General features: G+C 75.9%; 25 protein-coding genes. 15 read left to right on the forward strand and 10 right to left on the reverse strand.

Going from position 1 to position 26598, the window contains the following annotated elements:
* Positions 1-130 precede the first annotated feature (130 nt).
* Complete coding sequence (locus tag BMY88_RS02440) at positions 131-910, forward strand: PIG-L family deacetylase (RefSeq protein WP_211435431.1); 780 nt, start codon at positions 131-133, stop codon at positions 908-910.
* On the opposite strand, the gene BMY88_RS02445 is transcribed toward BMY88_RS02440, so the two are convergent.
* Positions 897-3755, reverse strand: coding sequence for an AfsR/SARP family transcriptional regulator (locus BMY88_RS02445; protein WP_211435432.1), 2859 nt, complete (start codon positions 3753-3755; stop codon positions 897-899). The genes BMY88_RS02440 and BMY88_RS02445 overlap by 14 nt on opposite strands.
* A 151-nt stretch (positions 3756-3906) precedes the next feature.
* On the opposite strand from BMY88_RS02445, the gene BMY88_RS02450 reads away from it, so the two are divergent.
* Entirely contained in the window at positions 3907-4953 is a 1047-nt protein-coding gene (locus tag BMY88_RS02450; protein ID WP_091939699.1) for a class I SAM-dependent methyltransferase, read from the forward strand.
* A gap of 11 nt (positions 4954-4964) precedes the next feature.
* Here BMY88_RS02450 and BMY88_RS02455 read toward each other — a convergent pair whose 3' ends face one another.
* The gene (locus tag BMY88_RS02455; protein ID WP_244524416.1) at positions 4965-5351 is read right to left on the reverse strand and encodes a YchJ family protein; all 387 of its coding nucleotides are present in this window, start codon (positions 5349-5351) and stop codon (positions 4965-4967) included.
* 103 nt (positions 5352-5454) lie between these two features.
* On the opposite strand from BMY88_RS02455, the gene BMY88_RS02460 reads away from it, so the two are divergent.
* Positions 5455-5757, forward strand: a complete 303-nt coding sequence (locus tag BMY88_RS02460) for a PspC domain-containing protein (protein WP_091939703.1) — start codon at positions 5455-5457, stop codon at positions 5755-5757.
* Here BMY88_RS02460 and BMY88_RS02465 read toward each other — a convergent pair whose 3' ends face one another.
* On the reverse strand, positions 5758-5952 hold the full coding sequence (locus tag BMY88_RS02465) for a hypothetical protein (protein WP_091939705.1): 195 nt from the start codon (positions 5950-5952) through the stop codon (positions 5758-5760).
* Between the two features lie 112 nt (positions 5953-6064).
* Here BMY88_RS02465 and BMY88_RS24580 point away from each other — a divergent pair, with 112 nt between their 5' ends.
* Positions 6065-6580 carry a DUF4234 domain-containing protein gene (locus BMY88_RS24580; protein WP_280138679.1) on the forward strand — a complete coding sequence of 172 codons (516 nt, stop codon included), beginning with the start codon at positions 6065-6067 and terminating at the stop codon, positions 6578-6580.
* Here the strand turns inward: BMY88_RS24580 and BMY88_RS02475 are convergent.
* Both BMY88_RS02475 and BMY88_RS02480 read right to left on the reverse strand, forming a co-directional pair.
* Entirely contained in the window at positions 6546-7247 is a 702-nt protein-coding gene (locus BMY88_RS02475) for a class I SAM-dependent methyltransferase (protein WP_091939707.1), read from the reverse strand. The two genes, BMY88_RS24580 and BMY88_RS02475, sit on opposite strands and share 35 nt — an antisense overlap.
* A gap of 89 nt (positions 7248-7336) precedes the next feature.
* Positions 7337-8455, reverse strand: a complete 1119-nt coding sequence (locus BMY88_RS02480; protein ID WP_211435433.1) for an alpha/beta fold hydrolase — start codon at positions 8453-8455, stop codon at positions 7337-7339.
* Between the two features lie 98 nt (positions 8456-8553).
* On the opposite strand from BMY88_RS02480, the gene BMY88_RS02485 reads away from it, so the two are divergent.
* The 3 genes from BMY88_RS02485 (at position 8554) to BMY88_RS02495 (ending at position 11564) form a co-directional block, all read left to right on the forward strand.
* The gene (locus BMY88_RS02485; RefSeq protein WP_091939709.1) at positions 8554-9504 is read left to right on the forward strand and encodes a homocysteine S-methyltransferase family protein; all 951 of its coding nucleotides are present in this window, start codon (positions 8554-8556) and stop codon (positions 9502-9504) included.
* A 101-nt stretch (positions 9505-9605) separates the two neighbouring features.
* The gene (locus BMY88_RS02490) at positions 9606-10466 is read left to right on the forward strand and encodes an SGNH/GDSL hydrolase family protein (RefSeq protein WP_170860915.1); all 861 of its coding nucleotides are present in this window, start codon (positions 9606-9608) and stop codon (positions 10464-10466) included.
* 117 nt (positions 10467-10583) lie between these two features.
* A complete protein-coding gene (locus BMY88_RS02495; RefSeq protein WP_091939711.1) occupies positions 10584-11564 on the forward strand; it encodes an isopenicillin N synthase family dioxygenase in 981 nt (326 codons plus the stop codon).
* 1 nt (position 11565) lies between these two features.
* Here BMY88_RS02495 and BMY88_RS02500 read toward each other — a convergent pair whose 3' ends face one another.
* Both BMY88_RS02500 and BMY88_RS02505 read right to left on the reverse strand, forming a co-directional pair.
* Positions 11566-12171, reverse strand: a complete 606-nt coding sequence (locus BMY88_RS02500) for a pyridoxamine 5'-phosphate oxidase family protein (protein WP_091939713.1) — start codon at positions 12169-12171, stop codon at positions 11566-11568.
* Positions 12168-13523 (reverse strand): FAD-binding oxidoreductase, encoded by a 1356-nt coding sequence (locus BMY88_RS02505; RefSeq protein WP_091939714.1) that lies wholly within the window; start codon positions 13521-13523, stop codon positions 12168-12170. Before BMY88_RS02505 ends, BMY88_RS02500 begins: the two co-directional genes overlap by 4 nt.
* A 94-nt stretch (positions 13524-13617) precedes the next feature.
* Between BMY88_RS02505 and BMY88_RS02510 the strand changes: the two genes are divergently transcribed.
* The 5 genes from BMY88_RS02510 (at position 13618) to BMY88_RS02530 (ending at position 18981) form a co-directional block, all read left to right on the forward strand.
* Complete coding sequence (locus tag BMY88_RS02510) at positions 13618-14598, forward strand: PDR/VanB family oxidoreductase (protein ID WP_091939716.1); 981 nt, start codon at positions 13618-13620, stop codon at positions 14596-14598.
* The gene (locus BMY88_RS02515; RefSeq protein WP_211435434.1) at positions 14595-15854 is read left to right on the forward strand and encodes an amidohydrolase family protein; all 1260 of its coding nucleotides are present in this window, start codon (positions 14595-14597) and stop codon (positions 15852-15854) included. The genes BMY88_RS02510 and BMY88_RS02515 overlap by 4 nt, the downstream gene beginning before the upstream one ends.
* A 115-nt stretch (positions 15855-15969) precedes the next feature.
* Positions 15970-16758, forward strand: a complete 789-nt coding sequence (locus BMY88_RS02520; protein ID WP_211435435.1) for an ABC transporter ATP-binding protein — start codon at positions 15970-15972, stop codon at positions 16756-16758.
* Entirely contained in the window at positions 16755-17687 is a 933-nt protein-coding gene (locus tag BMY88_RS02525; protein ID WP_091939718.1) for an ABC transporter permease, read from the forward strand. The genes BMY88_RS02520 and BMY88_RS02525 overlap by 4 nt, the downstream gene beginning before the upstream one ends.
* Before the next feature lie 118 nt (positions 17688-17805).
* Entirely contained in the window at positions 17806-18981 is a 1176-nt protein-coding gene (locus BMY88_RS02530; protein ID WP_091939719.1) for a nitrate ABC transporter substrate-binding protein, read from the forward strand.
* Between the two features lie 163 nt (positions 18982-19144).
* Here BMY88_RS02530 and BMY88_RS02535 read toward each other — a convergent pair whose 3' ends face one another.
* Both BMY88_RS02535 and BMY88_RS02540 read right to left on the reverse strand, forming a co-directional pair.
* Positions 19145-20518 (reverse strand): amidohydrolase family protein, encoded by a 1374-nt coding sequence (locus BMY88_RS02535; RefSeq protein ID WP_091939721.1) that lies wholly within the window; start codon positions 20516-20518, stop codon positions 19145-19147.
* A 19-nt stretch (positions 20519-20537) separates the two neighbouring features.
* Positions 20538-21869: an amidohydrolase family protein gene (locus BMY88_RS02540; protein WP_170860916.1), complete on the reverse strand. Its 1332-nt coding sequence runs from the start codon at positions 21867-21869 to the stop codon at positions 20538-20540.
* Positions 21870-21963: 94 nt separating this feature from the next.
* On the opposite strand from BMY88_RS02540, the gene BMY88_RS02545 reads away from it, so the two are divergent.
* Together BMY88_RS02545 and BMY88_RS02550 are read left to right on the forward strand one after the other, a co-directional pair.
* Positions 21964-22749, forward strand: coding sequence for a creatininase family protein (locus BMY88_RS02545; protein ID WP_091940033.1), 786 nt, complete (start codon positions 21964-21966; stop codon positions 22747-22749).
* Positions 22750-22983: 234 nt separating this feature from the next.
* Complete coding sequence (locus BMY88_RS02550; RefSeq protein ID WP_211435436.1) at positions 22984-25602, forward strand: MGH1-like glycoside hydrolase domain-containing protein; 2619 nt, start codon at positions 22984-22986, stop codon at positions 25600-25602.
* 121 nt (positions 25603-25723) lie between these two features.
* On the opposite strand, the gene BMY88_RS02555 is transcribed toward BMY88_RS02550, so the two are convergent.
* Entirely contained in the window at positions 25724-26083 is a 360-nt protein-coding gene (locus BMY88_RS02555; RefSeq protein WP_091939726.1) for an ArsC/Spx/MgsR family protein, read from the reverse strand.
* A 98-nt stretch (positions 26084-26181) separates the two neighbouring features.
* On the opposite strand from BMY88_RS02555, the gene BMY88_RS02560 reads away from it, so the two are divergent.
* Complete coding sequence (locus BMY88_RS02560) at positions 26182-26574, forward strand: hypothetical protein (RefSeq protein ID WP_091939728.1); 393 nt, start codon at positions 26182-26184, stop codon at positions 26572-26574.
* Positions 26575-26598 lie beyond the last annotated feature (24 nt).

The following is a 26598-nucleotide window of genomic DNA, read 5'->3' on the forward strand; positions in this document are numbered from 1 at the left end:
CGGCCGCCCATGAGGCCCGCCGCCGGGCGGAGTGCCAGCGGCGTGCGAGCCCGCTGCGAGCCCCCGGACCGATCCTCGGCACGAGCCGCTGTCCGTCCGACGGCGCCCGACCGCACGCCAGGAGCCGACCGTGACCACCTCCCTGACCGACGTCCGCGCGCTCGGCACCCTGCTGGGGGTGTGGGCCCATCCCGACGACGAGGCGTACCTGTCCGCGGGCCTCATGGCCGCCGCGCGCGACGCCGGGTCGCGGGTGGTGTGCGTGACGGCCACCCGCGGCGAGCAGGGGACGGCGGACCCGGTCGCGTGGCCGCCCGACGCGCTCGCCGCGGAGCGCACCCGCGAGCTGGACCGCAGCCTGGAGGTCCTCGGGGTCGTCGAGCACGCCTGGCTGGGGTACGCCGACGGCGGCTGCGACGCGGTGCCGGCGGAGGAGGCGGTGGCCACCCTGTGCGCCGCGCTGGAGGCGGTCCGCCCGGACACCGTGCTGACCTTCGGCCCGGACGGGCTCACCGGGCACCCCGACCACCGCGCCGTCGGCCGCTGGACGGCCGCCGCCGTCGAGCGGGCCGCCCCGGCCGGCACGCGGCTGCTGCAGGCAGCGTTCCCGGCCCGGCGGGTCCGGCGGTGGAGCGCGCTGGACGCGGAGCTCGGCGTCTACCTGCCCGGCTTCCCCGTCGTCGTGCCCGAGGACCGGCTGGCCGTCGACCTGGCGCTGGACGAGCGGTACACCGCGCGCAAGGTGGCCGCCCTGCGCGCGCAGGCGACGCAGACCGCGGGCCTGATCGACGCCATGGGGCCCGACGTCTACGCCGACTGGGTCGCCGAGGAGACCTTCGTCGAGCGCCCGCGGCGGCGGCTGCAGGCACCGGCTCCGGCCGGCGCCGGCGCGGCCCTCACCGCCGGGTGAGGGCCTCGTCGATCGCCCGCCGCGCCAGGTCCAGGACGGCGGCGCGGCCGGGCGGGACCTCGGGCCGCGGACCGGTGGCGTGGGGCCGGCCGTCGGCGGGGGCGTCGGGAGCGGCGTCGGCGGCGGCCTCGATCGCCCCCGCCGCGACCTCGTCCCCCAGCCTCCGCAGCAGCCGCGCCAGGTCGCGCAGCGTCGCCCACTGGTGCGTCCAGTTCCCGGTGCGGGCGAAGTAGTCGACGACCTCCCGGTAGCCGGTCAGCGCCTCGGGAACCCGGCCGGAGGAGGCCCGCACGGTGAGCAGCCCGACGGTCGCGACCCCGACGAGGAAGGTGGCGCCCGAGGCGCGGGCGAGGTCGACGGCGCGCAGGTACTGCGCCTCGGCCGCTGCGCCGTCCCCGGCCAGGACGTCGATCTCGCCGGCGACGTAGGCGGCCCACGAGCGCATCGTCGGGGCGACCGCGTCGGCGGCACCGCGGTCGTTCCAGGCGCGCGCGGCGTCGAGGTCCCCGCCGTAGGCGGTCGCGAGCGCCGCCAGCCCGAGGCACTCCCGCCCGCGGGGCGCCGTCCGGTCCGCGGCCAGGGCGTGCCCGGTCGCCTCGCCGTGGGCGCCGGCCGCCAGCGCCACGACCGACAGCACGCACCGGCAGAGCCAGTGGCCGGCCTCGTCGACGTCGGGAGTCGCCAGCCCGGCCTCTGCGCGCCGCCGCGCCGTCGCCCGGTCCCCGCGGTGGTAGGCCGCCTCCGCGGCCGCGGCGAGGACGAGCACCGCCCGGGGGGACCGGCCCAGCGCGGGGTCCTCGGCGAGGTCCTCGGCCCAGGTACGCAGCTCCAGCAGGTCGCGGTAGGCGATCGCGTCGTACAGCGGGGTGATCAGCGCGACGGTGGCGTCGAGCCGGCCGCTCCCGCGGGCCAGGTGCCAGGCCGCCCGCAGGTTGGCGACCTCCCGGCGCAGGACGCGGTCGGCCGCGGGCTCGTCCGCCGAGCCCAGCGCGGTGCCGGCCTCCGCCGCGAGCCGTCCGGCCCACCGGAGCAGGCGCTCGTCGGCGTCGGCGGCCTCACCGGCGGCGGCCAGCCGGTCGCGGCCGAAGGCGCGCAGCGTCTCGAGCATCCGGTAGCGGGTGCCGTCGCCCAGGTCGGCGTCCAGGACCGAGGCATCGACCAGGTGGGCCAGGAGGCTGCCCGGATCGCCCGACAGCCCCAGGTCCGCCGCCAGCCGCTCCGCGGTCGGGAGGTCGACGCCGTCGGCGAACACCGAGAGGTGGCGGAACAGGCGCTGCTCGTCGGGTCCCAGGAGCTCGTAGGACCACGCGACGGTCGCCCGCAGGGTCCGGTGGCGCGCGTCGCCGCTGGGGCCGGCGCCGCCGCCGAGGAGGTCGAGCGCGCGGTCGAGGCGGTCGCGCAGGTCGGGCAGGGACAGGCTGGACAGCCGGCCGGCCGCCAGCTCGATGGCCAGCGGCATGCCGTCGAGCCGCCGGACGACGTCGGCGACCGTGTCCCACTGCTCCGGCGGAACGGGCCGCACCCGGCGCGCCCGATCGGCGAACAGGGCGACGGAGGCGGCCGCGGCAGGGTCCTGGCCGGGAGCGGGGAGATCGAGCGGGGCCAGCCGGTGGGCGTGCTCGGCGGCCAGCCCCAGCCGCTCCCGGCTGGTCGCGAGCACCGCCAGCCGCGGGCAGCCGGCCAGCACCGCGGCGACCAGGTCGCGCGCGGCGCCGAGCAGGTGCTCGCAGTTGTCGACGACGAGCAGCCCGTTCCGGTCGCCGAGCACCGCCAGGCAGGTCGCCAGGACGTCGCCGCGGACGGCGGTCAGCCCGAGGGCCCCGGCGAGCGCGTGCGGCACGGCCGCGGCGTCGGTCACCGGCGCCAGTAGCAGCACCGTCGCGTCCGCGACCGGCCGAGCCACCTCCAGCGCCAGGCGCGTCTTGCCCACCCCGCCGGGCCCGACGACCGTGACCAGCCGCTCGGCGGCCAGCAGCCCGTGCAGCGCCGCCACCTCCGGCGCCCGCCCGAGCAGCGAGGTGGCGGGGAACGGGAAGGCAGGGATCGCGGCGGGCCGGGTGGGTGCCGGGCCGGCGCCCCCGCTCGCGACGGCGCGCTCCAGCTCGGCCAGCGCGGGCGTCGGGTCCAGGCCGGTCTCCTCGGCCAGGCGGGCCCGGAACTCCCGCGCCACCCGGAGGGCCGCCGGTGCCCGGCCGGTCGCCGCCAGTGCCCGCACGAGGCCCAGGACCGCCGGTTCGCGCAGCGGGTCCTCGGCCACCGCGGCCTCGGCGAGGCCGCCGACCTCCTCCGCGGCACCGGCCGCGACCGCCGCCGACACCAGGGCGTCGACGACCTCCCGGCGCAGCGACGCGCACGCCTGCGCCGCGGTGGCGATGGGGGGCACGACGGTCAGGTCCGGGAGCACCGGCCCGTGCCACAGGTCGCACGCCTCCCGCAGCAGGGCGGCGGCGGCCGCCGGGTCGCGGCCGGCGAGCCCGCGCGCCGTCGTCAGCAGCCGGCGGGCGCGGGTCAGGTCCAGCTCGTCCGGTGCCAGGGCGAGCCGGTACCCGGCGGGGCCCGTCTCCAGCCGGACGGCGGCCGGGCCGAGGTCGGAGCGCAGCCGGGAGACGACGCTGTGCAGCGCCTGCCGGCCCGAGTCGGGCACGTCGTCGGGCCACAGCGCGTCGACGAGCGCGTCGACGGCGACCGTGCGGCCCTCCGCCAGCGCGAGCAGCCCCAGCGCCGCCCGCCGCTTGGCCCCCCGGACGTCGACGGGAACCCCGTCCACGGCCAGGCGCAGCGGACCCAGGACCTCGACGCCGACCGCCGTCGGCACCCGCCGCTGCGACACCCGCCCCTCCGCCATGCGCCACCTCCGGCGGACAGCCTGCCGCCGTCGCGGGGCCGGCGGAAGCCGTGAGCGCGCTGCCAGCGGGTGCGAGTGCCGTGACAGCGGGCGGGCCGAGGGTCTGCGTCGTCCCGGCGACGGACCGGGCGGACGCACAGAGGAGAGCGACATGGACCACGAGAAGATCGGCGCGTTCCTGGGGCAGTTCGTGCTCGACGCCGGCGCGGTGGGCGCGGCCGGCGGGGTGGTGGTCGGCCACCGGCTGGGCCTGTACCGGGCGCTCGCCGAGGGGCCGGCCACGCCGGAGGAGTTCGCGAGCCGCACCGGGTGTGCCCCGCGGTACCTCACCGAGTGGCTGCGCGGGCAGGCCGCCGGCGGCTACGCGACCTACGACGGGGCGACGGGCCGCTTCTTCCTGACCGAGGAGCAGGCGTTCTGCCTGGCCGACCCGGACGGCCCGAACCTGCCGGCGGCGTTCCTCGTCGTGCTGGGGTACCTGCGCGACGAGCCGCGGCTCACCGAGGCGTTCCGCACGGGCGAGGGCATCGGCTGGCACGAGCACGGCGACGACGTCTTCGTGGGGACCGACGCCTTCTACCGGGCCGGCTACGTCACCGAGCTCGTCCAGACCTGGATCCCGGCGCTGGAGGACGTCGAGGCGAAGCTCACCGCCGGCGGGCGGGTGGCCGACGTCGGCTGCGGGCTGGGCACCACCTCGGTCCTCATGGCGCGCGCGTTCCCGCGGTCGACCGTCTCCGCCTCGGACTACCACGCCGAGTCCATCGAGCGGGCGCGCAAGCAGGCCGCCGACGCCGGGGTCGCCGACCGGATCTCGTTCGAGGTCGCCCCCGCGGACGGCTTCCCCGGCTCCGGGTACGACCTGGTGACCACCTTCGACGCGCTGCACGACATGGGCGACCCGGTGGGTGCCGCCCGGCGGGTGCGGGAGTCGCTGGCACCGGACGGCACGTGGCTGCTCGTCGAGCCCTACGCGCCCGACGACGTCGCCGACACCTTCACGCCGGTCGGCCGGCTCTACTACGCCGGCTCGCTGTTCCTGTGCGTGCCCAACGCCCTCTCCCAGGCCGGCGGGCACGCCCTCGGCGCGCAGGCCGGGGAGGCCGCCATCCGGCAGGTGACCGCGGAGGCCGGCTTCACCCGCTTCCGGCGGGCGGCCCAGACCCCGTTCAACCTGATCTACGAGGTCCGCCCGTAGGCCGAGCGGGGTCAGGGCAGCGCGACCCCGTCGAGGTAGAGCCAGCGGCCGCCGACGCGGACGAACCGGCTGTCCTCGTGCTGGGCGCCGCGCCGGCCGCCACCGTCCACGTAGGAGGCGCGGAACTCGACGGTGCCCTCGGTGGCGAGCATCGCCCCGCCGGTGGTGGCCAGCACCTCCAGGCCCGTCCAGCGCACGGCCGGGTCGAGGTCGAGCGACCCGGGTCGCGTGTCGGGGTGCCAGGTCGCGAGGAGGTGGGCGGCGTCGCCGACGGCGAAGGCGCTGTACCGCGAGCGCATCAGCTGCTCGGCGGTGGCCGCCCCGCCCCCCTCGTGCAGCCGGCCGCAGCACTCGGCGTAGGTCAGGCCGGTGCCGCAGGGACAGCGTCGGGGAGCCACCCCGGAAGTGTCCCCGACCCGGGTTCCCCCGCAGCGCGGAACCCGGGTCGGCTCAGGGGGTTCCCCGATGGGCAGGGGGCCTGCCGGCGGCCAGGCTCGTGGCATGACCTCGCCAGTGCCTCCCCCCGCTCCCCGCCCGACCCTGCGGCGCGGCCGCACCGACACGATGCTCGGCGGCGTCTGCCGCGGGCTGGCCGACGCCACCGGGGTGGACGTCGTCCTGTGGCGGGTCGGCTTCCTCGCCCTCGCCCTCACCGGCGCGGGCCTGCTGATCTACCCGCTGCTGTGGGTGGTCCTGCCCGTCGAGCCATTGCCGGCCGGGGCCCGCCCGGCCCCCCTGGACCCGGTGGTGGAGCGGCTGCACACCAGCGTCAACGGCGCGCTCTCGGGTACGCGCAAGCGCTGATCAGCTGCGCGCCGCGACCTGGCGCACGGTCTGGACGACGTAGACCACCGACAGCACGAAGAACAGCGCCCCGATCGCCGCGCGGATCTTCTCGTCGTCCAGACCCGCGCGGCGGGCCACGGGCGCGGCCACACCGTCGGCCACCTTCGCGCGCCAGCCCTGCAGACCTGCCTTGCCCACTGCGATCGCATCCATGGCCGACCCCTACCCCGGGGCAGGGCCCTCGTACCCGCCCGCGGGCGGTGCCGGGCCGCTAGCGTCGGGCGCGCCGCCGATCCGCGCCGACGGCGACCTCAGGAGGCGCGCCATGACCACGTCCGAGAACCCGGCACCCCGCGGAACCCCGCCCCCCGCAGCGGCGAGCCCGCCGTGGTCCGGCGCGGCCCCGGCCCCGCCGCCCCCTCCCGGCTACGGGCAGCCGATGCCGGCCCCGCCCGTGGCCGACCAGTTCGCCCGCCCGGCCGGGCCGGTGGGGCGCATCCGGTCGACCGGCATGATGATCCTGCTGTTCTTCGTGACCCTCGGGATCTGGGCCTTCGTCTACTACTACCTGGTGCACGAGGAGATGAAGCGGCACAGCGGAGAGGGCCTCGGTGGGGTCTTCGCCGTGGTGATCGCGATCATCTTCGGCCTCGTCAACCCGTTCCTGCTCAGCCACGAGGTCGGCCAGCTCTACGAGCGCAGCGGCCGCCAGCCACCGGTCACCGTGCTGACCGGCCTGTGGTTCTTCCCCGGTGCGCTGATCCTGGTCGGGCCGTTCATCTGGTTCGTCCGCACCAACCGCGCGCTCAACGAGTACTGGGCGGGGCTGGGCGCCCGCTGACCGCGGCGACCTCGCGCGCGCGGCCGGCGCCGGCCGAGCGCGGTACGGCGGTGCCGATGGCGAGCGGATGCACGATCGACGGCATGCCCGCCCAGGTCGCGCGGGCCGGCGGCGCCAGCGTGAAGGCGCCGGCCAGCAGCTCCAGGGTGGGCCGGTTGCAGACGCACCCGGCGGCGAACCGGCGCCAGGCCGGGGCGAGCCGGTCCTGTCGGCGCGCCAGCCGGGGGTCGGCGGAGCGGACGTGCTCCAGGTACAGCAGCCGCCCCTCGGGCCGCAGCACCCGCCGGAGCTCGGCGACGGCCGCGTCGGGGTCGGGGACCGTGCACAGCACGAGGGTGGACACCACCACGTCGAACGTGCCGTCGGCGAAGGGCAGGTCCTCGGCGCCGGCGCGCACGACCACCGCGTCCGGGCGCTGCCGCGCCGCCGTCCGTTCCAGGCGGCGGGCCATGGCCGGATCGGGCTCGGTGAGCACCAGCGGGTGCTGTCCCGGCGGATGGGCCTCGAGGTTCAGGCCGGTCCCGGCGCCGATCTCGAGGACCGACCCGGTGGCGCCGGCGAGCAGGGCCCGTCGGTGGGCGGCCATGCCGCGGCGCTCGCCCAGGGCGAGGAACGGGTCGTAGACGGCGGCGGTGAAGGCGGCGTACGTGCTGCGCAGGATCGTCATGGGCACAGCCCACCGGTGCCGCGGCAGGACTCGCTTCCCCGGAACGGGCCATGCCGCCGGTCTCCGGCCCGGACGGGCCATCCGCGCGGTCAGATCAGGCCGGAGCGGGCCGCGGCGGCGGCGGCCGCGGCCCGCGAGGGGGCGTCGAGCTTGATCCGGATGTTGGAGACGTGCCGGTGCACGGTGTGCGGCGAGAGCACCAGCGTCGCCGCGATCCGCTCGTCGGTCAGCCCGGCGGCGACCAGCCGGAGCACCTCGCGCTCCCGCTCGCTGAGGGTGCCGGCGCCGGGGCGCTCGCGGGGAGGCGGGGCCGCCGGGGGGCCGTCGGGGTGGTCGGCGGGGTCGGCCGGGTCAACGGGGTGGTCGGCGGGGTCGGCCGGGTCGTCCGCGAGGAACGCCCGGACCTCGCGGACGACGGCGTCCCGGTCGCCCAGCCAGGGCGGGTGCAGCTCCCCGGGCAGCAGCGTCAGCCGCGCGCCGGGGATCAGCGCCGCCAGTTCCCGGCCGAGCTGCACCGGGATGGCCCGGTCGCCGCGGCGGTGCAGGACGAGCGTCGGCGCCCGGACCCGCGGCGCCTCCTGCCGGACGTCGGTGGCGTAGACGGCCTCGAGCGCGCGGGCGGCGTCCTGCGCATCGGCCGAGGCGCGCTGCAGGTCGGCGAACGCCTGCCGGGTCGCGCGGTTCGTCCCCGGGACCCACACGTCGGCCAGCGCCCGGGAGCCGGCGCCCCAGTGCGCCCGGACCGTGGCCACCAGCGCCTCGCCGAGGCCGGGCGGGGCGATGGCGGAACCGTCGGCGAAGGCGCCGACGAGCACCAGCCGGGTCACGACCCCGGGGCGGCGCGCGGCGAGCGCCACCGCGACGCACCCGCCGGTGGAGAAGCCGAGCACCGCCGCGGCGGGGATCTGCAGGGAGTCCAGGAGGGCGCCGACCACCTCGACGTCGTCGTCGAGCGAGGGCGGCGGTGCCCCCGCCGGGAGGCGGTCGGACAGACCCGTGCCGGGCCGGTCGTAGCGGACGACGCGGTGGTCGCGGGCCAGGGCGCCGACGAAGGCGCGGACCTCGGGGAACGCCCACTCCCGCTCGACATGCCCGATCCAGGGCGGCGGGAGCACCAGGGGCGGCCCGGAGCCGACCTCCGCGTAGGCGACGCGCCCCAGCGGCGTCGGGCAGAACCCGATCTGCTGCCGGAGCGGACGGCCGTCCACGCGGGCGACCGTAGACCCGGGGAGCGGGCCCTCACCACCCCCCGGATGGCCGGTTCGGGCGATGAGACCGGACCCCGGGCGCGGCCAGGCTCGGCGGCATGACCTCCGCACCCCGGCTCCCGCTCCTCGACGACAGGCCCTTCCTCACCGACGGCGGCCTCGAGACCGACCTGATCTTCCTGCAGGGCGTCGACCTGCCCGAGTTCGCCGCCTTCCCCCTCCTGGAGACCGCCGACGGCACCGCCCGGCTGCGCGACTACTACGAGGGCTACCTCGCCATCGCCCGCGAGCACGACACCGGGTTCGTCCTGGAGACGCCGACGTGGCGGGCGAGCTCGGGATGGGGGGAGCGCCTCGGGTACGACGCGGCCGGCCTGGACCGGGTGAACCGGCTCGCCGTCGCGCTGCTCGCCGGGCTGCGCGACCGGGAGGCCGGCCGGGACCTGCCGGCGCTGCTGAGCGGCAACATCGGCCCGCAGGCCGACGCCTACGCCCCGGACACGATGCTGACCGCCGAGCGGGCGCAGGCCTACCACGCGCCGCAGATCGACACCTTCGCCGACGCCGGCGTCGACCTCGTGACCGCGCTGACGATCACCTACGTCGAGGAGGCGGTCGGGATCGTCCGGGCCGCCGTCGCCGCCGGCGTGCCCGCCGTCGTCTCCTTCACGGTCGAGACCGACGGCCGGCTGCCCAGCGGCCGGGCCCTCGGCGAGGCGGTGACCGCGCTCGACGACGCCACCGACGGCGCGGCGGCCCACCTGATGGTCAACTGCGCCCACCCGTCCCACTTCGCCGGCGCCCTGGAACCCGGCGCCGCGTGGACCGGGCGGATCCGGGGGATCCGGGCCAACGCCTCGACCCGCAGTCACGCCGAACTCGACGAGGCCGAGACCCTCGACGACGGCGATCCGGCGGACCTGGGCCGCCGGTACGGCGAGCTGTCCCTGCTGCTGCCGCGGCTCGCGGTGGCGGGCGGTTGCTGCGGCACCGACACCCGCCACGTGGAGGCGATCGCCCGGGAGTGGCCGGCGGTGGCCCGGCTCTGACCCCCCGGCGGCGCGCGGGACGGCGGGGGAGCGGCCGTCACCTCCGGGTCGGCCGGCCGTTGTACGGGGCGACCTGCCCCCGGCCCCTGGAGCAAGCGCCCGTGCGTCGTCTCGTCGTCCCCGCCCTCGCCGCGATCGCCGTCGTCCTCGGCCTCGCCGTCCCCGCCTCGGCGACCCCGCAGCCGCCCGAGCCGCTGGAGTACGTCGCCCTCGGCGACTCCTACAGCGCGGCCTCCGGTGTCCTGCCGCTGGACCCGACCGCGTCGCCGCTGTGTTTGCGCTCCACGCGGAACTACCCGCACGTCCTGGCCGCGCGCCTGGGGGCCCGGCTCACCGACGTGACCTGCGGTGCCGCCGAGACCACCCACTTCCGGACGGCGCAGTACCCGGGCGTGGCCCCGCAGCTGGACGCGCTCGACGCGGGGACCGACCTGGTCACCATGACGATCGGCGGCAACGACAGCAGCGTGTTCATCGGCGCGATCCTCGCGTGCGGGGTCGCCGGGACCGCCAGCCTCGGGCTGGGCAGCCCCTGCGCGGACCAGTACGGCTCCTCGTTCACCGACACCGTCGAGGGCACCACCTACCCGGCCCTGGTGCAGGCGTTGCGCGACGTCCGGGCGGCCGCGCCGCACGCCCGCGTCGTGATCGTGGGCTACCCCTGGATCCTTCCGGCCGCGGGCGGCTGCTTCCCGCTCATGCCGGTGGCCCGCGGCGACGTCCCCTACCTGCGGAACCTGCAGGCCACCCTCAACGGCGCCATCGAGCGCGCCGCCCGTCGGACCGGTGCGACCTACGTCGACATGTCCCGCGTCTCCGAGGGGCGCGACGCCTGCCGGCCGATCGGCGTCCGGTGGGTCGAGCCTGTGCTGGTCGGCACCAACCCGGTGATCGTGCACCCGAACGCGCTGGGGGAGCAGGCGATCGCCGAGCAGGTCGCGCGGGCGCTGCCCGGCCGCTGACGCGGGGCGGCCGCACCGGGACCCGCCCGGTGCGGCCGCCCGTTCCTCCGCCGTCACGCCGGCGAAACAGCCCGCTGGTTGCCTTGTCCCCGACCGCCCCGCCGTTCCGGAGGACCCATGAGCAGCCGACTCACCGAGCTCGAGCGCGAGGCCCGCATGGGAGCCCTCGGCACCGAGACCAGCGACCGCGAGGTGCGCCGGATCAGCCTCGCCGGCCTCCCCGGCCGCCGCGCCGAGATCGCCGCGCAGCTGTGGGCGGCGGCCACCGACATCGGCTTCTTCCAGGTCGTCGACCACGGGATCACCGCCGAGGAGATCGACGTCGCCTTCGCCGCGGCGCAGGCCTTCTTCGCCCTGCCGGCCGAGGTCAAGGCCCGGCGCCCGCTGGACCGGGCGCTCAACGCCGGCTGGGAGTCCAAGTCACAGGTGCGCCCCTCGATCGGCACCCCCGACGAGAAGGAGTCCTTCCAGGTCACCCTCCCGCACATGGCCGGGCGCTGGCCGACCGACGAGGAGCTGGCCGGCTTCCGCGCGACCATGCTCGGCTTCGAGGCGCGCTGCCGGCAGGTCGCTCTGGACGTGCTCTCCTGCTTCGCGGTCGAGCTGGGCTTCGACCCGGACTTCTTCGCCCGGGCGCACGACCCGGCCGCGCCGGACTACCGGAGCGCGCTGCGGCTGCTGCACTACTTCCCCGTCTCGCCGGAGGCCGCGGCCCGGACCGACCTGTGGCGGGCCGGCGCGCACACCGACTTCGACTGCCTCACCCTGCTGTTCCAGCGGCCCGGCCAGGGCGGCCTGCAGGTGCTGCCCGGCGCCGAGGCCGAGGGGCAGGCCTGGACGCCGGTCGACCCCGCCGGCGACGCGATCACCTGCAACATCGGCGACATGCTGACCCGGTGGAGCGACGGCGTCCTCCCGTCGAACTTCCACCGGGTGAAGGCGCCGGGCCCCGGCGACGACCTCGGACCGCGGTACAGCATCGCCTTCTTCGCGCAGGCCAACGCCGACGTCGTCATCGAGAGCCCCGGCGGCACCTACCCCCCGATCACCGCCGGGGACTTCGTGCAGGAGCGGATCCGCGCCAACTACGCGAGGTAGGTCAGCCGGGCAGCGGCCGGCACCGCCATCCGCCGCCGGTGCGCACGTACTGGAGCCGGCGGCTGGCGGTCCGGGCCGAGGCGGCCCAGAAGGTCATCTCGCGCGGGCGCAGCCGGAACCCGACCCACGAGCCGGCCGGCCCGGCCGCCGGGTCCTCGGTCCAGGCGGCCCACCGGGACACCCGCTCGGCCAGCGGCAGCGCGGCGAGCTCACCGGTGTTCAGCCGGGCCAGCCGCCGCAGGTAGTCCGAGCGGGCGGCCCACGCAGCGGCGGCCGGGCCGTCGTCGTCGCGGACGACGTCGCCGCGGACCAGCAGCTGGCGGCCGAAGTCGGGCCACAGGACGACGATGCCCGCCCGCGGGAGCGCGGCCAGCTCGGCCACCTTCCGGCTGTCGCGGGCGGTGTGGAAGGCGAACCCGGACTCGTCGAACGCGCTGAGCAGCACGGTGCGGGCGTCGGGATAGCCGTCCTCGCCGATCGTCGACAGCGTCACCCGGGGGCGCTCGGGGTCCTCGTCGGGCGGCAGCCAGGCGCGGGCGAGCGCGAACGGGTCGGCCGGGGGAGCGCCGTCGGCGTGCACCTCGGCGCCGGGCAGGACCTCCGTCACCGGATCGCGCCCTTGGTGGGGCCGTCGTAGTCGGGGTTGAGCTTGCCCGGGTTGAGCAGGCCCTGCGGGTCGGTGTCGCGGGCCGTGGCGATCGTGCGGCCGAGCTCGAAGTCGACGTTCCACTGGTGCGGGTTGTGCACGCCCACGCCGAGGGCGTTCAGCGCGGCGATCCCGTCGAGCACCTGCTCGGGGCTGCGGTAGATCCCGGCGAGCATCCCGATCGGCACCGTGTGCCCGGCCTCGATGTGCAGCAGGCCGCCCTCGTAGACGGCGTGCACCTCGTCGATCCGCTCGACCAGGGCGTCGCCGGAGACCTCGACGTGGAACCACACGCCCGGCTGGGACTTCTGCAGCCATTCGATGGGGTGGTTGTAGCTGAGCATGCTCAGCGAGAGCACGACCTGCGGGCCGGTCCGGACGTCCTCGACCCGCCCGCCGGCTCCTTCGATCAGCGCGGTCGCCGCCGCGACGGTGCGCTCGTCGGCGATCATCCGCAGGCCGGCCCGCCCGGCGGGGAAGGCCGGGTCCGGGGGCAGGGCGGCGGTGACCTCCGGGGTGTCGGCGGAGACCAGCCGGGGGAGCGGGTCGAGCCGGCCCAGCTCGCGCAGCACCGACAGGGCGCCGGGGAAGTCGGGGAAGCTCGCGTACACCCCGCGCCACTCCTGCAGCGGCTCCAGCGCCACGGTGGCCCGGGCGATCACCCCGGCCGTGCCGTAGTTGTGCACGAAGCGCTGCGCGTCGTCCCCCTCGACGTGCACGAGGTCGGGGGAGCCGGTCGCGTGGACGACGTCGAGGGCGAGCACGAAGCCCATGTCGTTGGAGCCGTGGGCGATCGTCCCGGTGCCGCCGGAGCCGCCGCCGAGGAAGCCGCCGAGCGAGGACTGGGCCGTCGAGGGGTACATCCACAGCTGCTGGCCCGTCTCGGCCGCGGCGCGCTCCAGGGCCACCATCGGCGCGCCGGCCTCCGCGGTGATCCAGCCGTCCCCGACCTCGACGACGGCCCGCGCTCGGGAGGTGTCGAGCACCAGCCCGCCGGCCATGGGGATCGCCTGGCCGTAGTTCCCGGTGCCCTTGCCGCGGGGGGTGACCGGGACGCCGTGCCGGACCGCCGCCGCGACCACCCGCCCGATGTCCTCGGCCGTCGTCGGCCAGGCGACCAGGTCCGCGACGCCCAGCGGGAGCAGCTCGGTGATGATCGGGCTCATCCGCGCGCCGTCCACCGAGGCCCGCTCGCGGGCGCGCAGGTCGCTGGTCACGTTGCGGCCGCCCAGCAGGGCGACGAGCTCGGCCTCCAGGGCGGCGAGGGCGGCGGCGGGCAGGGGGGCCGGGTCATGCGCGAGCGAGACGGTCACCCCCTCAGGAGAACCGCCCGCGGTTCCGCCCGTGTCACCTCCGTGTGACCTCTCTGGGACACGATCGGCACGCGGCTCTGTTCGGATCGGTTCCGTGAGCTTCTTCTCCGACGTCGAGCGGGACCTGGTCGTCGACGCCCGCACCGACCTGGCCGACGGCGTCGTCGCCCTCGACCTGGTGTCCCACAACGGCCGCGACCTGCCCGCGTGGACACCGGGCTCGCACATCGACGTCGTGCTGCGACCGGGTGCCCCGGGAGAGCGCCTCGAGCGGCAGTACTCGCTGTGCGGCGACCGGGCCGACCGGTCGCGGTGGCGGATCGCCGTCCTCCGGGAGGAGAAGGGCGGCGGCGGGTCGCTGGCGCTGCACGACGACGTCGCCGTCGGCGCGACGCTGCGGGTCCGCGGGCCGCGCAACCACTTCGCCTTCGAGGTCACCCCCGGCACCCGCTACCGGTTCGTCGCCGGCGGCATCGGCATCACCCCGCTGCGGGCCATGGTCGCCGAGGCGGCCGCGGCCGGGGCCGACTGGACGCTCGACTTCGCCGGCCGTTCCCGGGCCACCATGGCGTTCGCCGCGGAGCTGGCCGTCGCGCACCCCGACCGGGTGCGGCTGCACGCCGCCGACGAGGGGGCGCGGCTGGACGTGGCCGCGCTGCTCGGCCCGCCGCGGACCGACACCGCCGTCTACGTCTGCGGCCCGGCCCGGCTGATCGACGCCGTCACCGCCGCGATGGCCGGCTGGCCCGCTCCGGCGCTGCACGCCGAGCGCTTCGAGGCCAAGGAGTTCGGCGACCCGGTGTGGCCCGGGCCCTTCGAGGTGGAGCTGGCGCTGACCGGCAGCACCGTCACCGTCGAGCCCGGGCAGACGGTGCTGGAGGCGGTGACCGCGGGCGGCGCCGTCGTCCTGTCCTCCTGCCGGGCCGGAACCTGCGGCACCTGCGAGACCCCGGTCCTGGAGGGGGAGGTGGAGCACCGCGACTCGGTGCTCACGCCGGCCGAGCAGGCCGACGGCGCGGTCATGATGGTCTGCGTCTCCCGCGCCGCCGGGCCGCGGCTGGTGCTCGACCTGTGACGCTCCTGCTGCAGGGCGCCACCGACCTCCACGGCCGCCGGGTCGACGTCCGGATCGAGGGCCCGCGGGTGGCGGCGGTCGCGCCGTCGTTGCCGCCGGTGCCCGGCGAGGACGTCCTCGACCTGACCGGCTCGCTCCTGCTGCCGGCGCCGGCCGAGCCGCACGCCCACCTGGACAAGGCCCTCACCAGCCACCGGGTGCCCAACCGCACCGGGGACCTGGCCGGCGCGATCACGGCGATCCGCGCCATCGCCGCCGACTTCACCCACGACGACCTGGTCGACCGGGCGACCCGCGCCGCGCACGAGTACCTGGCCAACGGGACGACGGCGATCCGCACGCACGCCGACGTCGGGGTGCACGCCGGCACCCGGCACCTGCGGGCGCTGCTGCAGGTCCGCGACGCGCTGGCCGGGCTGGTGCGCGTGCAGGTGGTGGCGCTGGTGTCGGCGCCGTTCACGGCCGAGGAGGCCGAGGCGGGGCCGCGGCTGCTCGCGGAGGCGATCGACCTGGGCGCGGACGTCGTCGGCGGGGCGCCGCACCTGTGGGCCGACCGGGACGCCGGGCAGGCGCTGTCGTTCGGGGCCGCCGTCCGCGCCGGGCTGCCGCTGGACCTGCACACCGACGAGACCCTGGACCCCACCGCGCAGGGCCTGCTCGACCTGGCCCGCCGGGTCGCCGCCACCGGCTTCGACCGCGGTGTGACCGCGAGCCACTGCGTGAGCCTGGGCGTCCATCCGCTGGAGGTGGCCCGGTCCACGGCGCGCGCGGTGGCCGCGGCGGGCATCGGCGTCGTCGCGCTGCCGCAGACCAACCTCTTCCTCCAGGGCCGCGACCACGTGGTGGCGCCGCCGCGCGGGCTGACCGCCGTCCGGGCGCTGCTCGACGCCGGCGCGACGGTCGGCGCCGGCGGGGACAACCTCCGCGACCCGTTCAACCCGATGGGCCGCGCGGACGCCTGCGAGGCCGCGTCGCTGCTGGTCACCGCGGGGCACCTGTCCACCCGGGAGGCGTGGCTGGCCGTCAGCGCGGGCGCCCGCCGGTGCATGGGACTGCCGGTGCCGGAGGTCGCCGAGGGGGCGGTCGCGGAGTTCGTCGCGATCGCCGCGGAGAGCCTGGACGCCGCCGTGGCCGGGGCCGGGACGGCCCGCGTCGCGATCTCGGGCGAGCGGGTGCCGGCCACGACGCGCGTGCACCGCTCGGTCGGGGCGACCGGCCCGGCCGTCGTCGTCGGCGCGGGTGTGGCCATCTCGTGACGTGCCGCGAGCGGCGTTCACCGATGGAACACACCGACGAAACAGGCAGCACGGAGGGTGGGAGCACCCGCACGCCGGACCGGTCCCGACCGGTCCCCGACCTCCGGAGCCGCCCGTGAGCGCACCTGCCAGGAGCAGGCCCGACACCGCCGGGTCCATCCCGTCGAGCGACACCCGGGTGCTGCACTTCCGGGACGTCGCCAAGACGTTCCCCGACGGCACCGTCGCGCTCGAGGGCGTCGACCTGGACATCCGCCGCGGCGAGTTCGTGACCGTGGTCGGCCCGTCCGGCTGCGGCAAGTCCACGCTGCTGCGGATCGCGTCCGACCTCTCCCCGGCGACGTCGGGCGACGTGCAGGTGGACGCGCAGCGGATCGGCTACGTCTTCCAGGACGCGACGCTGCTGCCCTGGCGGTCGGTGCTCAAGAACGTGCAGCTCCTCGGCGAGCTGCACGGCATGGGCAGGTCGTCGCTCAACCAGGCGACGCGGGACGCCATCGACCTCGTCGGGCTCACGGGGCACGAGAAGAAGCTGCCCCGGGAGCTGTCCGGCGGCATGCGGATGCGCGCCTCCCTGGCGCGGTCGCTGACCCTCGACCCGGACCTGTTCCTGTTCGACGAGCCCTTCGGCGCCCTCGACGAGATCACCCGCGAGCGGCTGAACGACGAGCTGCTGAGCATGTTCCGGACCAAGCGGTTCGGGGCGCTGTTCATCACGCACTCGGTCAGCGAGGCGGTCTACATGTCGACCCGCGTGCTGGTGATGAGCGGCCGGCCCGGGCACATCGTGGGCTCCTTCGACGTCCCCTTCGGCACCGACCGCACGCCGGAGCTGCGGTTCACCCCCGAGTTCGCGGCGCTGGCCGGCGAGGTCTCGCACGCCCTGCGGGAGGGCCACTCATGAGCGCGCCGTCCCGCGTCCGCCCGTCCAGCATCGAGGGGAACACCGTGACGGCGACCGAGCAGGGCGTCGAGCCCACCGTCCAGGCCGAGGGCGAGCTGATCGCCGCGGGCACCGCGCCGCTGGTCCGGCGCCGGCGCCGGGGGAGCCGGCTGCTGAACATCGCCGCGCCGCTGGCCGTCTTCGGCGTCCTGATCGGCGCCTGGTACGCGATCACCTACCTCGTCCTCGAGCCGGGCCGCCGGTTCCTCATGCCGCCGCCGCAGGAGGTCATCACCGAGGGGTTCCTCGACGAGCAGGCCATGGAGAAGATCGGCGACGCGCTCTGGAACACCATCGAGGTGACGTTCACCGGGCTCGCCTTCGCGATCGTCATCGGGATGGCGTGGGCGGTGGCGATGAGCCAGGCGAAGGTGGCCGAGCGGTCGCTGTTCCCCTACGCGGTGGCCCTGCAGTGCATCCCGATCCTCGCGCTGGTGCCGCTCATCGGCTTCTGGTTCGGCTACGACTTCCCGGCCCGGGTGATCGTGTGCGTGCTCATCGCGCTGTTCCCGATCGTGTCGAACACGCTGTTCGGCCTGCAGTCGGTGGACCGGGGCCAGCACGAGCTGTTCGACCTGCACGGCGCCGGCCGGCTCACCCGGCTGATGAAGCTGCAGTTCCCGGCCGCGATGCCGGCGATCTTCGCCGGGTTCCGCATCTCGGCGGGGCTGTCGGTGGTCGGCGCCATCGTCGGTGACGTCTTCTTCCGCCAGGGCGAGCCCGGCCTGGGCATCGTGCTGGACAACTTCCGCTCCCGGATCCAGGGCCCGGAGCTGTTCGCCACGATCATCGTCGCCGCCCTGCTCGGCTTCGCGACCTTCCTCGTCTTCGGCTGGCTGGGAAAGCTCGCCGTCGGCCGCTGGTACGACACCAGCCGCGACGGCGCCTGAGCACGGACCTCCCTGCCCGCTACCCCCCCCCCCCCCGCAGGCCTCCGCCCGGAGGTCCCCGCCTGTACGGCGCCCCGGTTCCGGGGACGCCGTTCCACCCCACCCCTGAAGGAGTCCCGTGCGCAGGACCCGTACCTCCATCGGTCTCGCCGCTGCCGCGAGCCTCGCCCTCGTGCTCTCCGCCTGCGGTGACGACGACGACAGCTCCTCGGAGTCGTCCGGACCCACCGGCGAGATCGGCAGCATCGACCTGGCCGCCGCCGGGTGCCCCGAGACCGTCGTCATCCAGACCGACTGGAACCCCGAGGCCGAGCACGGCGGCGTCTACCAGCTGCTGGGCGACGACGTCTCCATCGACTCCGGGGCCAAGTCGGTGCGCGCCACTCTCGTCGACACCGCCGGGGACAGCACCGGCGTCATGGTCGAGGTCCGCGCCGGTGGGCCGGCGATCGGCTTCCAGGCGGTGAGCGCGCAGATGTACACCGACGACGACATCACGCTCGGCTACGTCGACACCGACGAGGCCATCCAGCTGTCGGCCTCGGAGGCGACGGTCGGCGTGCTCGCCCAGCTCGAGAAGTCGCCGCAGATGATCATGTGGGACCCGGAGACCTACCCGGACGTCGACGAGATCGCCGACCTCGCCGCCACCGACGCCACGGTGCGCTACTTCGAGGGGTCGGCCTACATGGACTACCTCGTGGGGGCCGGCATCCTCCGCGAGGACCAGCTCGACGGCAGCTACGACGGCACCCCCGCGGCGTTCGTCTCCTCCGGCGGCGCGGACGCCCAGCAGGGCTACGCCAGCGCCGAGCCCTACATCTACGAGAACGAGGTGGACGCCTGGGGCAAGCCGGTCGAGTACCAGCTCGTCCACGACGCAGGCTTCGAGGTCTACGCCTCGTCGCTGTCGGTGCGCGCCGACCAGCTGGAGCCGCTGACGGGCTGCCTCACCGAGCTGGTGCCGGTGATGCAGCAGGCCGACGTCGACTACCTGGCCGACCCGAGCGGTGCGAACGAGCTGATCGTCGAGCTGGTGGAGGAGTACGACACCGGCTGGCAGTACAGCGAGGGCGTCGCCGACTACTCGGCGGAGACCATGGCCGAGCTCGGCATCTCCGGCAACGGGGCCAACGAGACCCACGGCGACTTCGACATGGAGCGGATGCAGCGGCTCATCGAGCAGACGACGCCGATCTTCGCCGAGCAGGGCACCCCGGTGGCGGAGGGCCTCACCCCCGAGGACGTCGTGACCAACGAGTTCATCGACCCCTCGATCGGGGCGGACGCCTGACCCGGTAGCCGATCCACCACCGGCCGCGCCGGCGACCTCCCTGGGGGGCCGCCGGCGCGGTCGCGTGTGGTGGCCCCTCCCGGTGTTGATCATCGGCAGCCGGCTGCCCCTCTCGGCGTGTCGCCCAGCCACCCGCCGATGATCACGGCCGGCGGCCGGTCGCTCAGCGCGGGGCGTCCACCTGCGCGGCCAGCTTCTCCAGGCGGTCGTGCACCTCGTCGACGACCGTCGCGGCGTCCGGATCGGTCAGCCGGGTGCCGTCGGCCACCAGCCGGCCGCCCACCCACACCTGGTGCAGGTTGCGCAGCGAGCAGGCCAGCACGTAGGTGCCGTAGGCGTCCCAGACGGGTCCGGTGTCGGGATCGCGCGGGTCGACGACGAGGAAGTCGGCGAAGCGGCCGACCCGGAGCGTGCCCACCCGGTCGTCGACGCCCAGCACCTCCGCCGACCCCCGCGTGTGCAGGTCGAGCACGTCGCGGACCGGCAGGGCGCCCGGGTCGTGGGTGGTGGCCCGGACCAGCGCCAGCGCCGTCCGCATGTTGCCGAACGGGTCGCTGACGTCCGTGCACGACTGGTCGTCCAACCCGATGCCGACCCGCATCCCCAGCTCGCGGATCCGCGGGATGCGCGCCACCCCCGAGGCCAGGCGGCCGTTGCTCATCGGCTGCCAGCTCATCCCGCAGCCGGCGGCCGCCGCGGCGGCGATGATCTCGTCGGTGGTCTGGATGAAGTGGCCGAACACCAGGTCCGGGCCCAGCGCCCCCGCGTCGGCGTACCAGGCGAAGCGGGACTGCTGGGCCTCCACGTCGTGCGGCGTCTCCAGGAAGTGCGGCTGGTTGAGCAGCCCGTGCCGGCGCATGGCCGAGACCTCGAGCGTCGCGGCGTCCCGGCTCTCCGCCCACTGCACCGTGCCGCTCACCGCGAGCCCGAGGTGCAGCGCGGGGTCGACGTCGCCGGCCGCGTCGACCACCTCGTCGAGCTGGGCCAGCGCGTCGGCGGCGGAGACGTCGCCCTGGCCCAGCATCACGCTGTGCACGTGCCGCAGCCCGGCGTCGGCCTTGGCGCGCAGCTGCGCGTGGGTGAACGCGGTCTCGGGCAGCGCGGCCTCGTACCGGGCGGCGCCGGCGGTGAACGGCAGGCCGGCGGAGGTGAAGTCGTAGGCGCTGGTGATCCCGTTGCGCAGGAAGTCCTGGGCGCCGTGCCGGGTGAACCAGTAGACGTCGTCGGCGTCGCCCGCGTCGGTGTACCGGGTCATCGCCTCGATCCAGCCGTACAGCGACTGGTCCATGCCCAGCCCCCGCGAGGCCGAGGTGAACAGGTGGCTGTGCGAGGAGACGAAGCCGGGGCCGACCAGCTTCCCCGCGGCGTCGAGCACCCGGTCCGCGGGCAGGCCGGCCAGCACGGACGGCGGCGGGTCCCCGGCCTCCACCGCGGCGATCCGGCCGTCGTCGTCCACCGAGAACCAGCCCCGGAACGGATCGGGACGGTCGGGGTCCATGGTCAGCAGGACGGCGTCGCGCACGAGGAGATGGATCACGCCCCCGACCCTGACCGGCTCAGGTTGCGGCGCGGTGACGCGCACGTTCCCGGGCGGTCAGGAGGCCGCGCAGCCGGGCGGACACCTCCGCGGCGGGGACGGCGACCAGCTCACCGTCCCGGACGACGACCCGCCCGCCGACGACGACGTGCCGCGGGCGCCGGCCGGGCGAGGCCCACAGCAGCCCCGCCACCGGATCCGCCACCCCCGCGTCGGCCACGCCGGTGACGTCCCAGCAGACGAGGTCCGCCCGCGCCCCGACCGACAGCCGCCCGAGGTCGGGACGCCCCAGCCCGTCGGCCGAGCCCCGGGTCGCCCACGTCAGCACCTCCCGCGCCGCGACCGGCCGGCCCGCCAGCGGCGCGACCTGCAGGGCGAGCCGGGCGTCGGCGAGCAGGTGGCCGGCGTCGTTGGACCCGCCGCCGCTGGTGCCCAGCCCCACCGGCAGGCCGGCGTCGGACAGCGCGGCCATCGGCGCCACGCCCCACCCCATCGGCAGGTCGCAGCCGGGGGCGTGGGTGGCGGTGACCCCGGCGGCGGCCAGCCGCGCGACCTCGCCCGGCGTGACGCCGCACAGGTGCGCGAGCGTCACGTCCGGCGCCAGCCAGCCCCACTCGTCGAGCAGGTCCAGCGGGCGGCGCCCGTAGCGCTGCGCCGCGATGTCGACGTCGACCTGCTCGTTGGCCTGGGTGCGCCGCCGAAGCCCGCGGCGGGCGGCCACCTCGGCGAGCAGCGCGAACGTCTCCGGCCGGTCGCTGTGCACCCCCGCCGGCCCGACCGCGACCTGCAGCCCGCCGTCCGCGGTCACCCCGCCGGGCGGCACCAGCGCGGCGGCGATCGCGTCGGCGGAGGCGGCCGCCGCCTGCGGGTCGTCACCGGCGCTGCCGCGCACGAAGGCCAGCCGCGCGCCGAGCTCGCGGGCCGCGCCGGCCACCGCCCTCGCGATGCCCACCCCGTCGTCCGGAGCGTCGCGCGGCCAGGTCAGGTGGTGGTCGGCCACGGTGGTCACGCCGCACAGCAGCGCCTCGGCCAGCCCCGCGGACGCGGCGACGGCGGCCAGTTCGTCGTCCACCCCGACCGCGCCGTAGGCGGTGGCCATGGTCGGCAGCCACTGCGCCATCGGCACGCCGCGGGTGCCCGGAAGGGTCCGGAAGGCGGTCTGCAGCAGGTGGTGGTGGGCGTTGACCAGGCCCGGGGTGACGACGCAGCCGGAGGCGTCGAGCACCTCGCCGGGCTCGGCGGCCGGCCCCACGGCGGCGATCCGGCCGTCGTCCCCGCACACCACGTCGGCGGCGGCCGCTTCCTCCCCGGTCCCCGTCCACACCGTCAGGGCGTCGCGCACGATCAGCACGGGGGAGACCCTCGCAGCGCGGTGTTCCGGCCAGGTGACGCGGCGGTCGTCGCCCGACATCCCCCGGCAACGCGCCGTCCCTACCGTCCGGGGCATGCCCGTCCGCCTGCTCACCGAGCTCTCCGCCCCCGCGATCGACGCGGCCCTCGGCCCCGACAGCGTGCTCGTCCTGCCCACCGGCGCGATCGAGCAGCACGGGCCGCACCTGCCGGTGGCGACCGACCTGCTGATCGCGCAGGCCATGGCGGAGCGGGCGGTCGAGCGGTTCGGCGACGAGCTCGACCTGTGGCTGCTGCCGCCGCTGGCGTACACGAAGTCCAACGAGCACGCCTGGTCGTCGGGCACCTTCTGGCTGTCGGCGGCCACCCTCACCGCGGTGCTGGCCGACCTCGGCCGCAGCGTCGCGCGCACCCCGGCCCGGCGGCTGGCCTTCCTCAACGGGCACGGCGGCAACTCGGCGCTGCTCCAGGTGGCCGCCCGCGACATCCGGCTGGAGACCGGGCTGCGCACCTTCACCCTCCACCCCCGCCTGCCGGCCGACCAGGGCGGAACGAGCCCCGCGGACGAGCTCGGCATGGGCGTGCACGGCGGCTTCGAGGAGACGGCGCTGATGCTGCACCTGCGCCCCGACCTGGTGGACATGACCCGGGCCGACCGGTGGGTGCCCGAGCACCTGGCCGCCTACCGGCACGTGCGGTTCGGCGGCTCGGTGAGCTTCGGCTGGTCGTCGGACGACTTCGGCCCCGCGGGCGTGATCGGCGACGCCCGCGCGGCCACCGCCGAGGCCGGCGCGCGCAGGGCCGAGGAGGCCGTGACCTACCTGGGCGAGGCGCTGGCGGAGGTGGCCCGCTTCGACCCGACGCCGCCGTCCGCGGCGTGACGGCACCGACCCGTCAGTGACGTTGGTCCCCTGGATCACATGTGACACGCGCTGCACCCCACTCGTCACCGAGAGGCAACGTCGCCGTGTCACTGTTGGTCGGTGACCGTCGCAGCAGCACCGGGCGTCCCCGACGACCCGCGCCTCGCCGTGCCCGGTCCTCCGGACGCTCCCGCGCCGGAGTCCGCAGCACCGCGCACCGCCGAACACGCCCGCCTCGCGGAATCGGGCAGCATGACGGCGCCCTGGCGCACCTGGGGTCCGTACCTCGCCGGCCGGCAGTGGGGAACGGTCCGCGAGGACTACTCCGAGGACGGCGACGCCTGGGCCTCGTTCCCCTTCGACCACGCGCACGCCCGCGCCTACCGCTGGGGCGAGGACGGGCTGGGCGGCATCTGCGACCGCTTCGGCTTCCTCAACTTCTCCGTCGCGATGTGGAACGGCAGGGACCCGATCCTCAAGGAGCGGCTGTTCGGCCTCACCAACGAGGAGGGCAACCACGGCGAGGACGCCAAGGAGCACTGGTGGGCCGTCGACGGCACCCCCACCCACTCCTGGATGCAGTGGCTCTACCGCTACCCGCAGGCCGAGTACCCCTACGAGCAGTTGCGCGAGGAGAACGCCCGCCGCAGCCGGCTCGAGCGCGAGTTCGAGCTCGCCGACACCGGCGTGCTGGACCAGGACCGCTTCTTCGACGTGCAGGTCAGCTACGCCAAGTCGGGGCCGGAGGACGTCTGCATCGTCGTCACCGCCACCAACCACGGGCCCGAGTCCGCGCCGCTGCACCTGCTGCCGCAGGTGTGGTTCCGCAACACCTGGTCCTGGGGCGGGGACAAGCGCCAGGGCGTGATCCGCCAGCTGTTGGCGCCCACCCTGACGGTGTCCGGGTTGGAGGCCGTCGAGGCCGAGCACGGCTACCTGGGCCGTTACGTGCTCGCCGCGGAGGGGTCGCCGACGGTCCTGCACTGCGACAACGAGACCAACGCCGTCACCCTGTTCGGTGCGGAACGCAACACCACGAAGTACCCCAAGGACGGCATCGGCCGCCGGGTCGTCGAGGGCGACCGGAGCGCGGTCAACCCGGCCGACACCGGCACCAAGGCCGCGTTCTGGTACCGGTGGGAGGCCGTCGCGCCGGGGGAGACGGTCACCGTGCGGCTGCGGCTGCGGCAGGCCGACCCCGACGACGCGGTGTTCGGCGAGGAGTTCGACGCCGTCCTGGCCACCCGGCGGGCCGAGGCGGACGAGTTCTACGGCACCGTCATCCACCCCGGCCTCGCCGAGGAGGACCGGCACGTCGCCCGCCGCGCCTACGCCGGGCTGCTGTGGACCAAGCAGCTGTACCGCTTCGACGTCTCCCAGTGGCTGGACGGCGACCCGGAGTCCCCGGCGCCGGAGTCGCGGCGCAAGCGGGGCCGGCGGAACTCCGGCTGGCGGCACCTGGCGCTGGCCGACGTCATCTCGATGCCCGACGAGTGGGAGTACCCGTGGTTCGCCGCGTGGGACACCGCCTTCCACTGCATCCCCCTCGCGCACGTGGACCCGGACTTCGCCAAGGAGCAGCTGGTCCTCATGTGCCGCGAGTGGGCCATGCACCCCAACGGGCAGCTGCCGGCCTACGAGTGGGCCTTCGGTGACGTCAACCCGCCGGTGCACGCCTGGGCCGCCTGGCACGTCTACCGGATCGACGGCTACCGGGACCGGCAGTTCCTCATCCGGGTGTTCACCAAGCTGCTGCTGAACTTCTCCTGGTGGGTCAACCGCAAGGACTCCACCGGGTCGGGCCTGTTCGAGGGCGGCTTCCTCGGCATGGACAACATCGCGCTGTTCGACCGGTCCGCGCCGCTGCCGCCGGGCTACCGGCTCGAGCAGTCCGACGCCACCAGCTGGATGGCGTTCTACTGCCAGCAGATGTTCAAGATCGCCCTCGAGCTCTCCCGGTTCGACCAGGCGTGGGACTCGACCGCGACGAAGTTCCTCGAGCACTTCCTGTCCATCGCGCAGGCGATGAACAACTTCGGCTCGCACGAGGAGTCGCTGTGGAACGAGGAGGACGGCTTCTTCTACGACGTCCTCGTCTCCCCGGACGGCACCGCCGAGCCGCTGCGGGTGCGCTCGATGGTCGGCCTGCTGCCGATCCTGGGCGCCACCGAGGTGCCGGGGTGGATCCAGTCCGAGTGTCCCGACGTCGCCAACCAGCTCCGCTGGCTGCAGCGCCGCCGTCCCGAGCTGGTCGGGCCGCTGCGCAGCCGGTCCGCGCCCGAGGGCCGCAAGATGATCCTGTCGCTGGTCGACCGCGACCGGCTCGAGCGCATCCTGCGCCGGATGTTCGACACCGAGGAGTTCCTCTCCCCGTACGGCATCCGCTCGCTGTCCAAGGCCACCGGTCAGGTCGTCGCGCAGGTCGGCGGCCGCGACGTCTCCATCGAGTACGAGCCGGGGGAGTCGCGGACCAAGCTGTTCGGTGGCAACTCCAACTGGCGCGGCCCGGTCTGGTTCCCGGTCAACGTGCTGCTGGCCGACAAGCTGCGGACCCTGGGCCGCTTCTACGGCGACTCGTTCACCATCGAGATCCCGACCCGCTCGGGCAACCACTGCACGCTGGTGGAGGCCGCCGACCTGATCGACTCCAGCCTGACCGGGCTGTTCCGGCCCGTCGACGGCAAGCGCCCGGCCGACGGCAAGCGGATCGAGGCGAGCGAGTCGCCGCTGTGGCAGGAACACCCGACGTTCAGCGAGTTCTTCGACGGCGACACCGGCGAGGGCCTGGGCGCCACGCACCAGACCGGCTGGACGGCGCTGGTCGCGCACCTGCTCAACCCGCGGCTGCCCCCCGACCCCCGCTTCGCCTGAGCCGAGGAGGGGTGGGGGAGGGGCCGGCGAGGGGTCGGCCCGCGTCGAGATCGGCGATCTCGACGCTGCCCGCCGCTGATACCGCCGAGATCGCCGATCTCGGCCTCGCGGGAGGGACCGGTCAGCTGCGGGCGGCGGCCACGACCTCGGTGCGGGTCCGGTCGTCGCGGGCCACCCAGGCGCGGCCGTCGTCGCCCAGCACGATCGGGCGCTGGATCAGCCGGGGGTTCTCGGCGAGCACCCGGATCCAGGCGTCGGCGTCGCGCGGCGCGTCCTTCAGGCCCAGCTCCTTGGCCAGTGGCTCGGACATCCGCGTGATGTCCCACGGCTGCAGCCCGAGCGCGGCGAGGGCGGCCCGCAGCTCGGCCTCGGTCGGCGGCTCGTCGAGGTAGCGCCGCAGCGTGTAGTCGACGCCGGCCTCGTCCAGCTGCGACCGGGCGATGCGGCACTTGGAGCACGAGGGGTTGAACCAGACCTCCACGCACCGACCCTAGGGGCCGGGAACGGGCGCCCCGGGGCCGGGGTTAGGGTCGACCACCGACATCGAGCCGTCCCGCGGGGGACGACGAGGGGAGCCACGTGGTGGAGCGGGAGTCCGGCCCGACCGAGGACGGCGGGCCGGTCGCGCCGCCGATTCCCTCGTTCGAGTCGCTGCGCGCGCCGCGACGGCGGTCGGCGATCGACCTGCTCCTGTCGCCCCTGGAGATCCCGACGGAACCGCCGGTCGAGACGCGGGTCGAGGATGTTCCGGTCGAGGTCGCGACCCCGGTCCCGGCCGCGCCGCCCGTCGAGGTCCCGGCCGCGCCGCCCATCGAGGGCCCGGTCGCCGCGGCGTCGCCCGTCGCTCCCCGCCCCGCCGAGTGGGGCGACCTGCTGCACCTGGGCACCCGGCTGGGTGTCTGCGCGGTCCGCCTCGTGGCCGACGGCGCTTCCCGCGGCCTCGCCGGCGTGCGGTCGCTGCTGCGGGGCTGAGACCCGGCTTCCTGCGGGGGTCGC

Origin of the sequence: Trujillonella endophytica (genome assembly GCF_900110555.1) — a bacterium.
GTDB classification, from domain to species: domain Bacteria; phylum Actinomycetota; class Actinomycetes; order Mycobacteriales; family Geodermatophilaceae; genus Trujillonella; species Trujillonella endophytica.

Excerpts from the sequence above, each read along its gene's own strand:
- BMY88_RS02460 (WP_091939703.1), top strand. The coding sequence starts at position 5,455 with ATGACCTCGCCAGTGCCTCCCCCCGCTCCCCGCCCGACCCTGCGGCGC.
- BMY88_RS24580 (WP_280138679.1), top strand. The coding sequence starts at position 6,065 with ATGACCACGTCCGAGAACCCGGCACCCCGCGGAACCCCGCCCCCCGCA.
- BMY88_RS02545 (WP_091940033.1), top strand. The coding sequence starts at position 21,964 with ATGCCCGTCCGCCTGCTCACCGAGCTCTCCGCCCCCGCGATCGACGCG.
- BMY88_RS02450 (WP_091939699.1), top strand. The coding sequence starts at position 3,907 with ATGGACCACGAGAAGATCGGCGCGTTCCTGGGGCAGTTCGTGCTCGAC.
- BMY88_RS02475 (WP_091939707.1), bottom strand. The coding sequence starts at position 7,247 with ATGACGATCCTGCGCAGCACGTACGCCGCCTTCACCGCCGCCGTCTAC.
- BMY88_RS02525 (WP_091939718.1), top strand. The coding sequence starts at position 16,755 with ATGAGCGCGCCGTCCCGCGTCCGCCCGTCCAGCATCGAGGGGAACACC.
- BMY88_RS02485 (WP_091939709.1), top strand. The coding sequence starts at position 8,554 with ATGACCTCCGCACCCCGGCTCCCGCTCCTCGACGACAGGCCCTTCCTC.
- BMY88_RS02445 (WP_211435432.1), bottom strand. The coding sequence starts at position 3,755 with ATGGCGGAGGGGCGGGTGTCGCAGCGGCGGGTGCCGACGGCGGTCGGC.
- BMY88_RS02465 (WP_091939705.1), bottom strand. The coding sequence starts at position 5,952 with ATGGATGCGATCGCAGTGGGCAAGGCAGGTCTGCAGGGCTGGCGCGCG.
- BMY88_RS02550 (WP_211435436.1), top strand. The coding sequence starts at position 22,984 with ATGACGGCGCCCTGGCGCACCTGGGGTCCGTACCTCGCCGGCCGGCAG.
- BMY88_RS02495 (WP_091939711.1), top strand. The coding sequence starts at position 10,584 with ATGAGCAGCCGACTCACCGAGCTCGAGCGCGAGGCCCGCATGGGAGCC.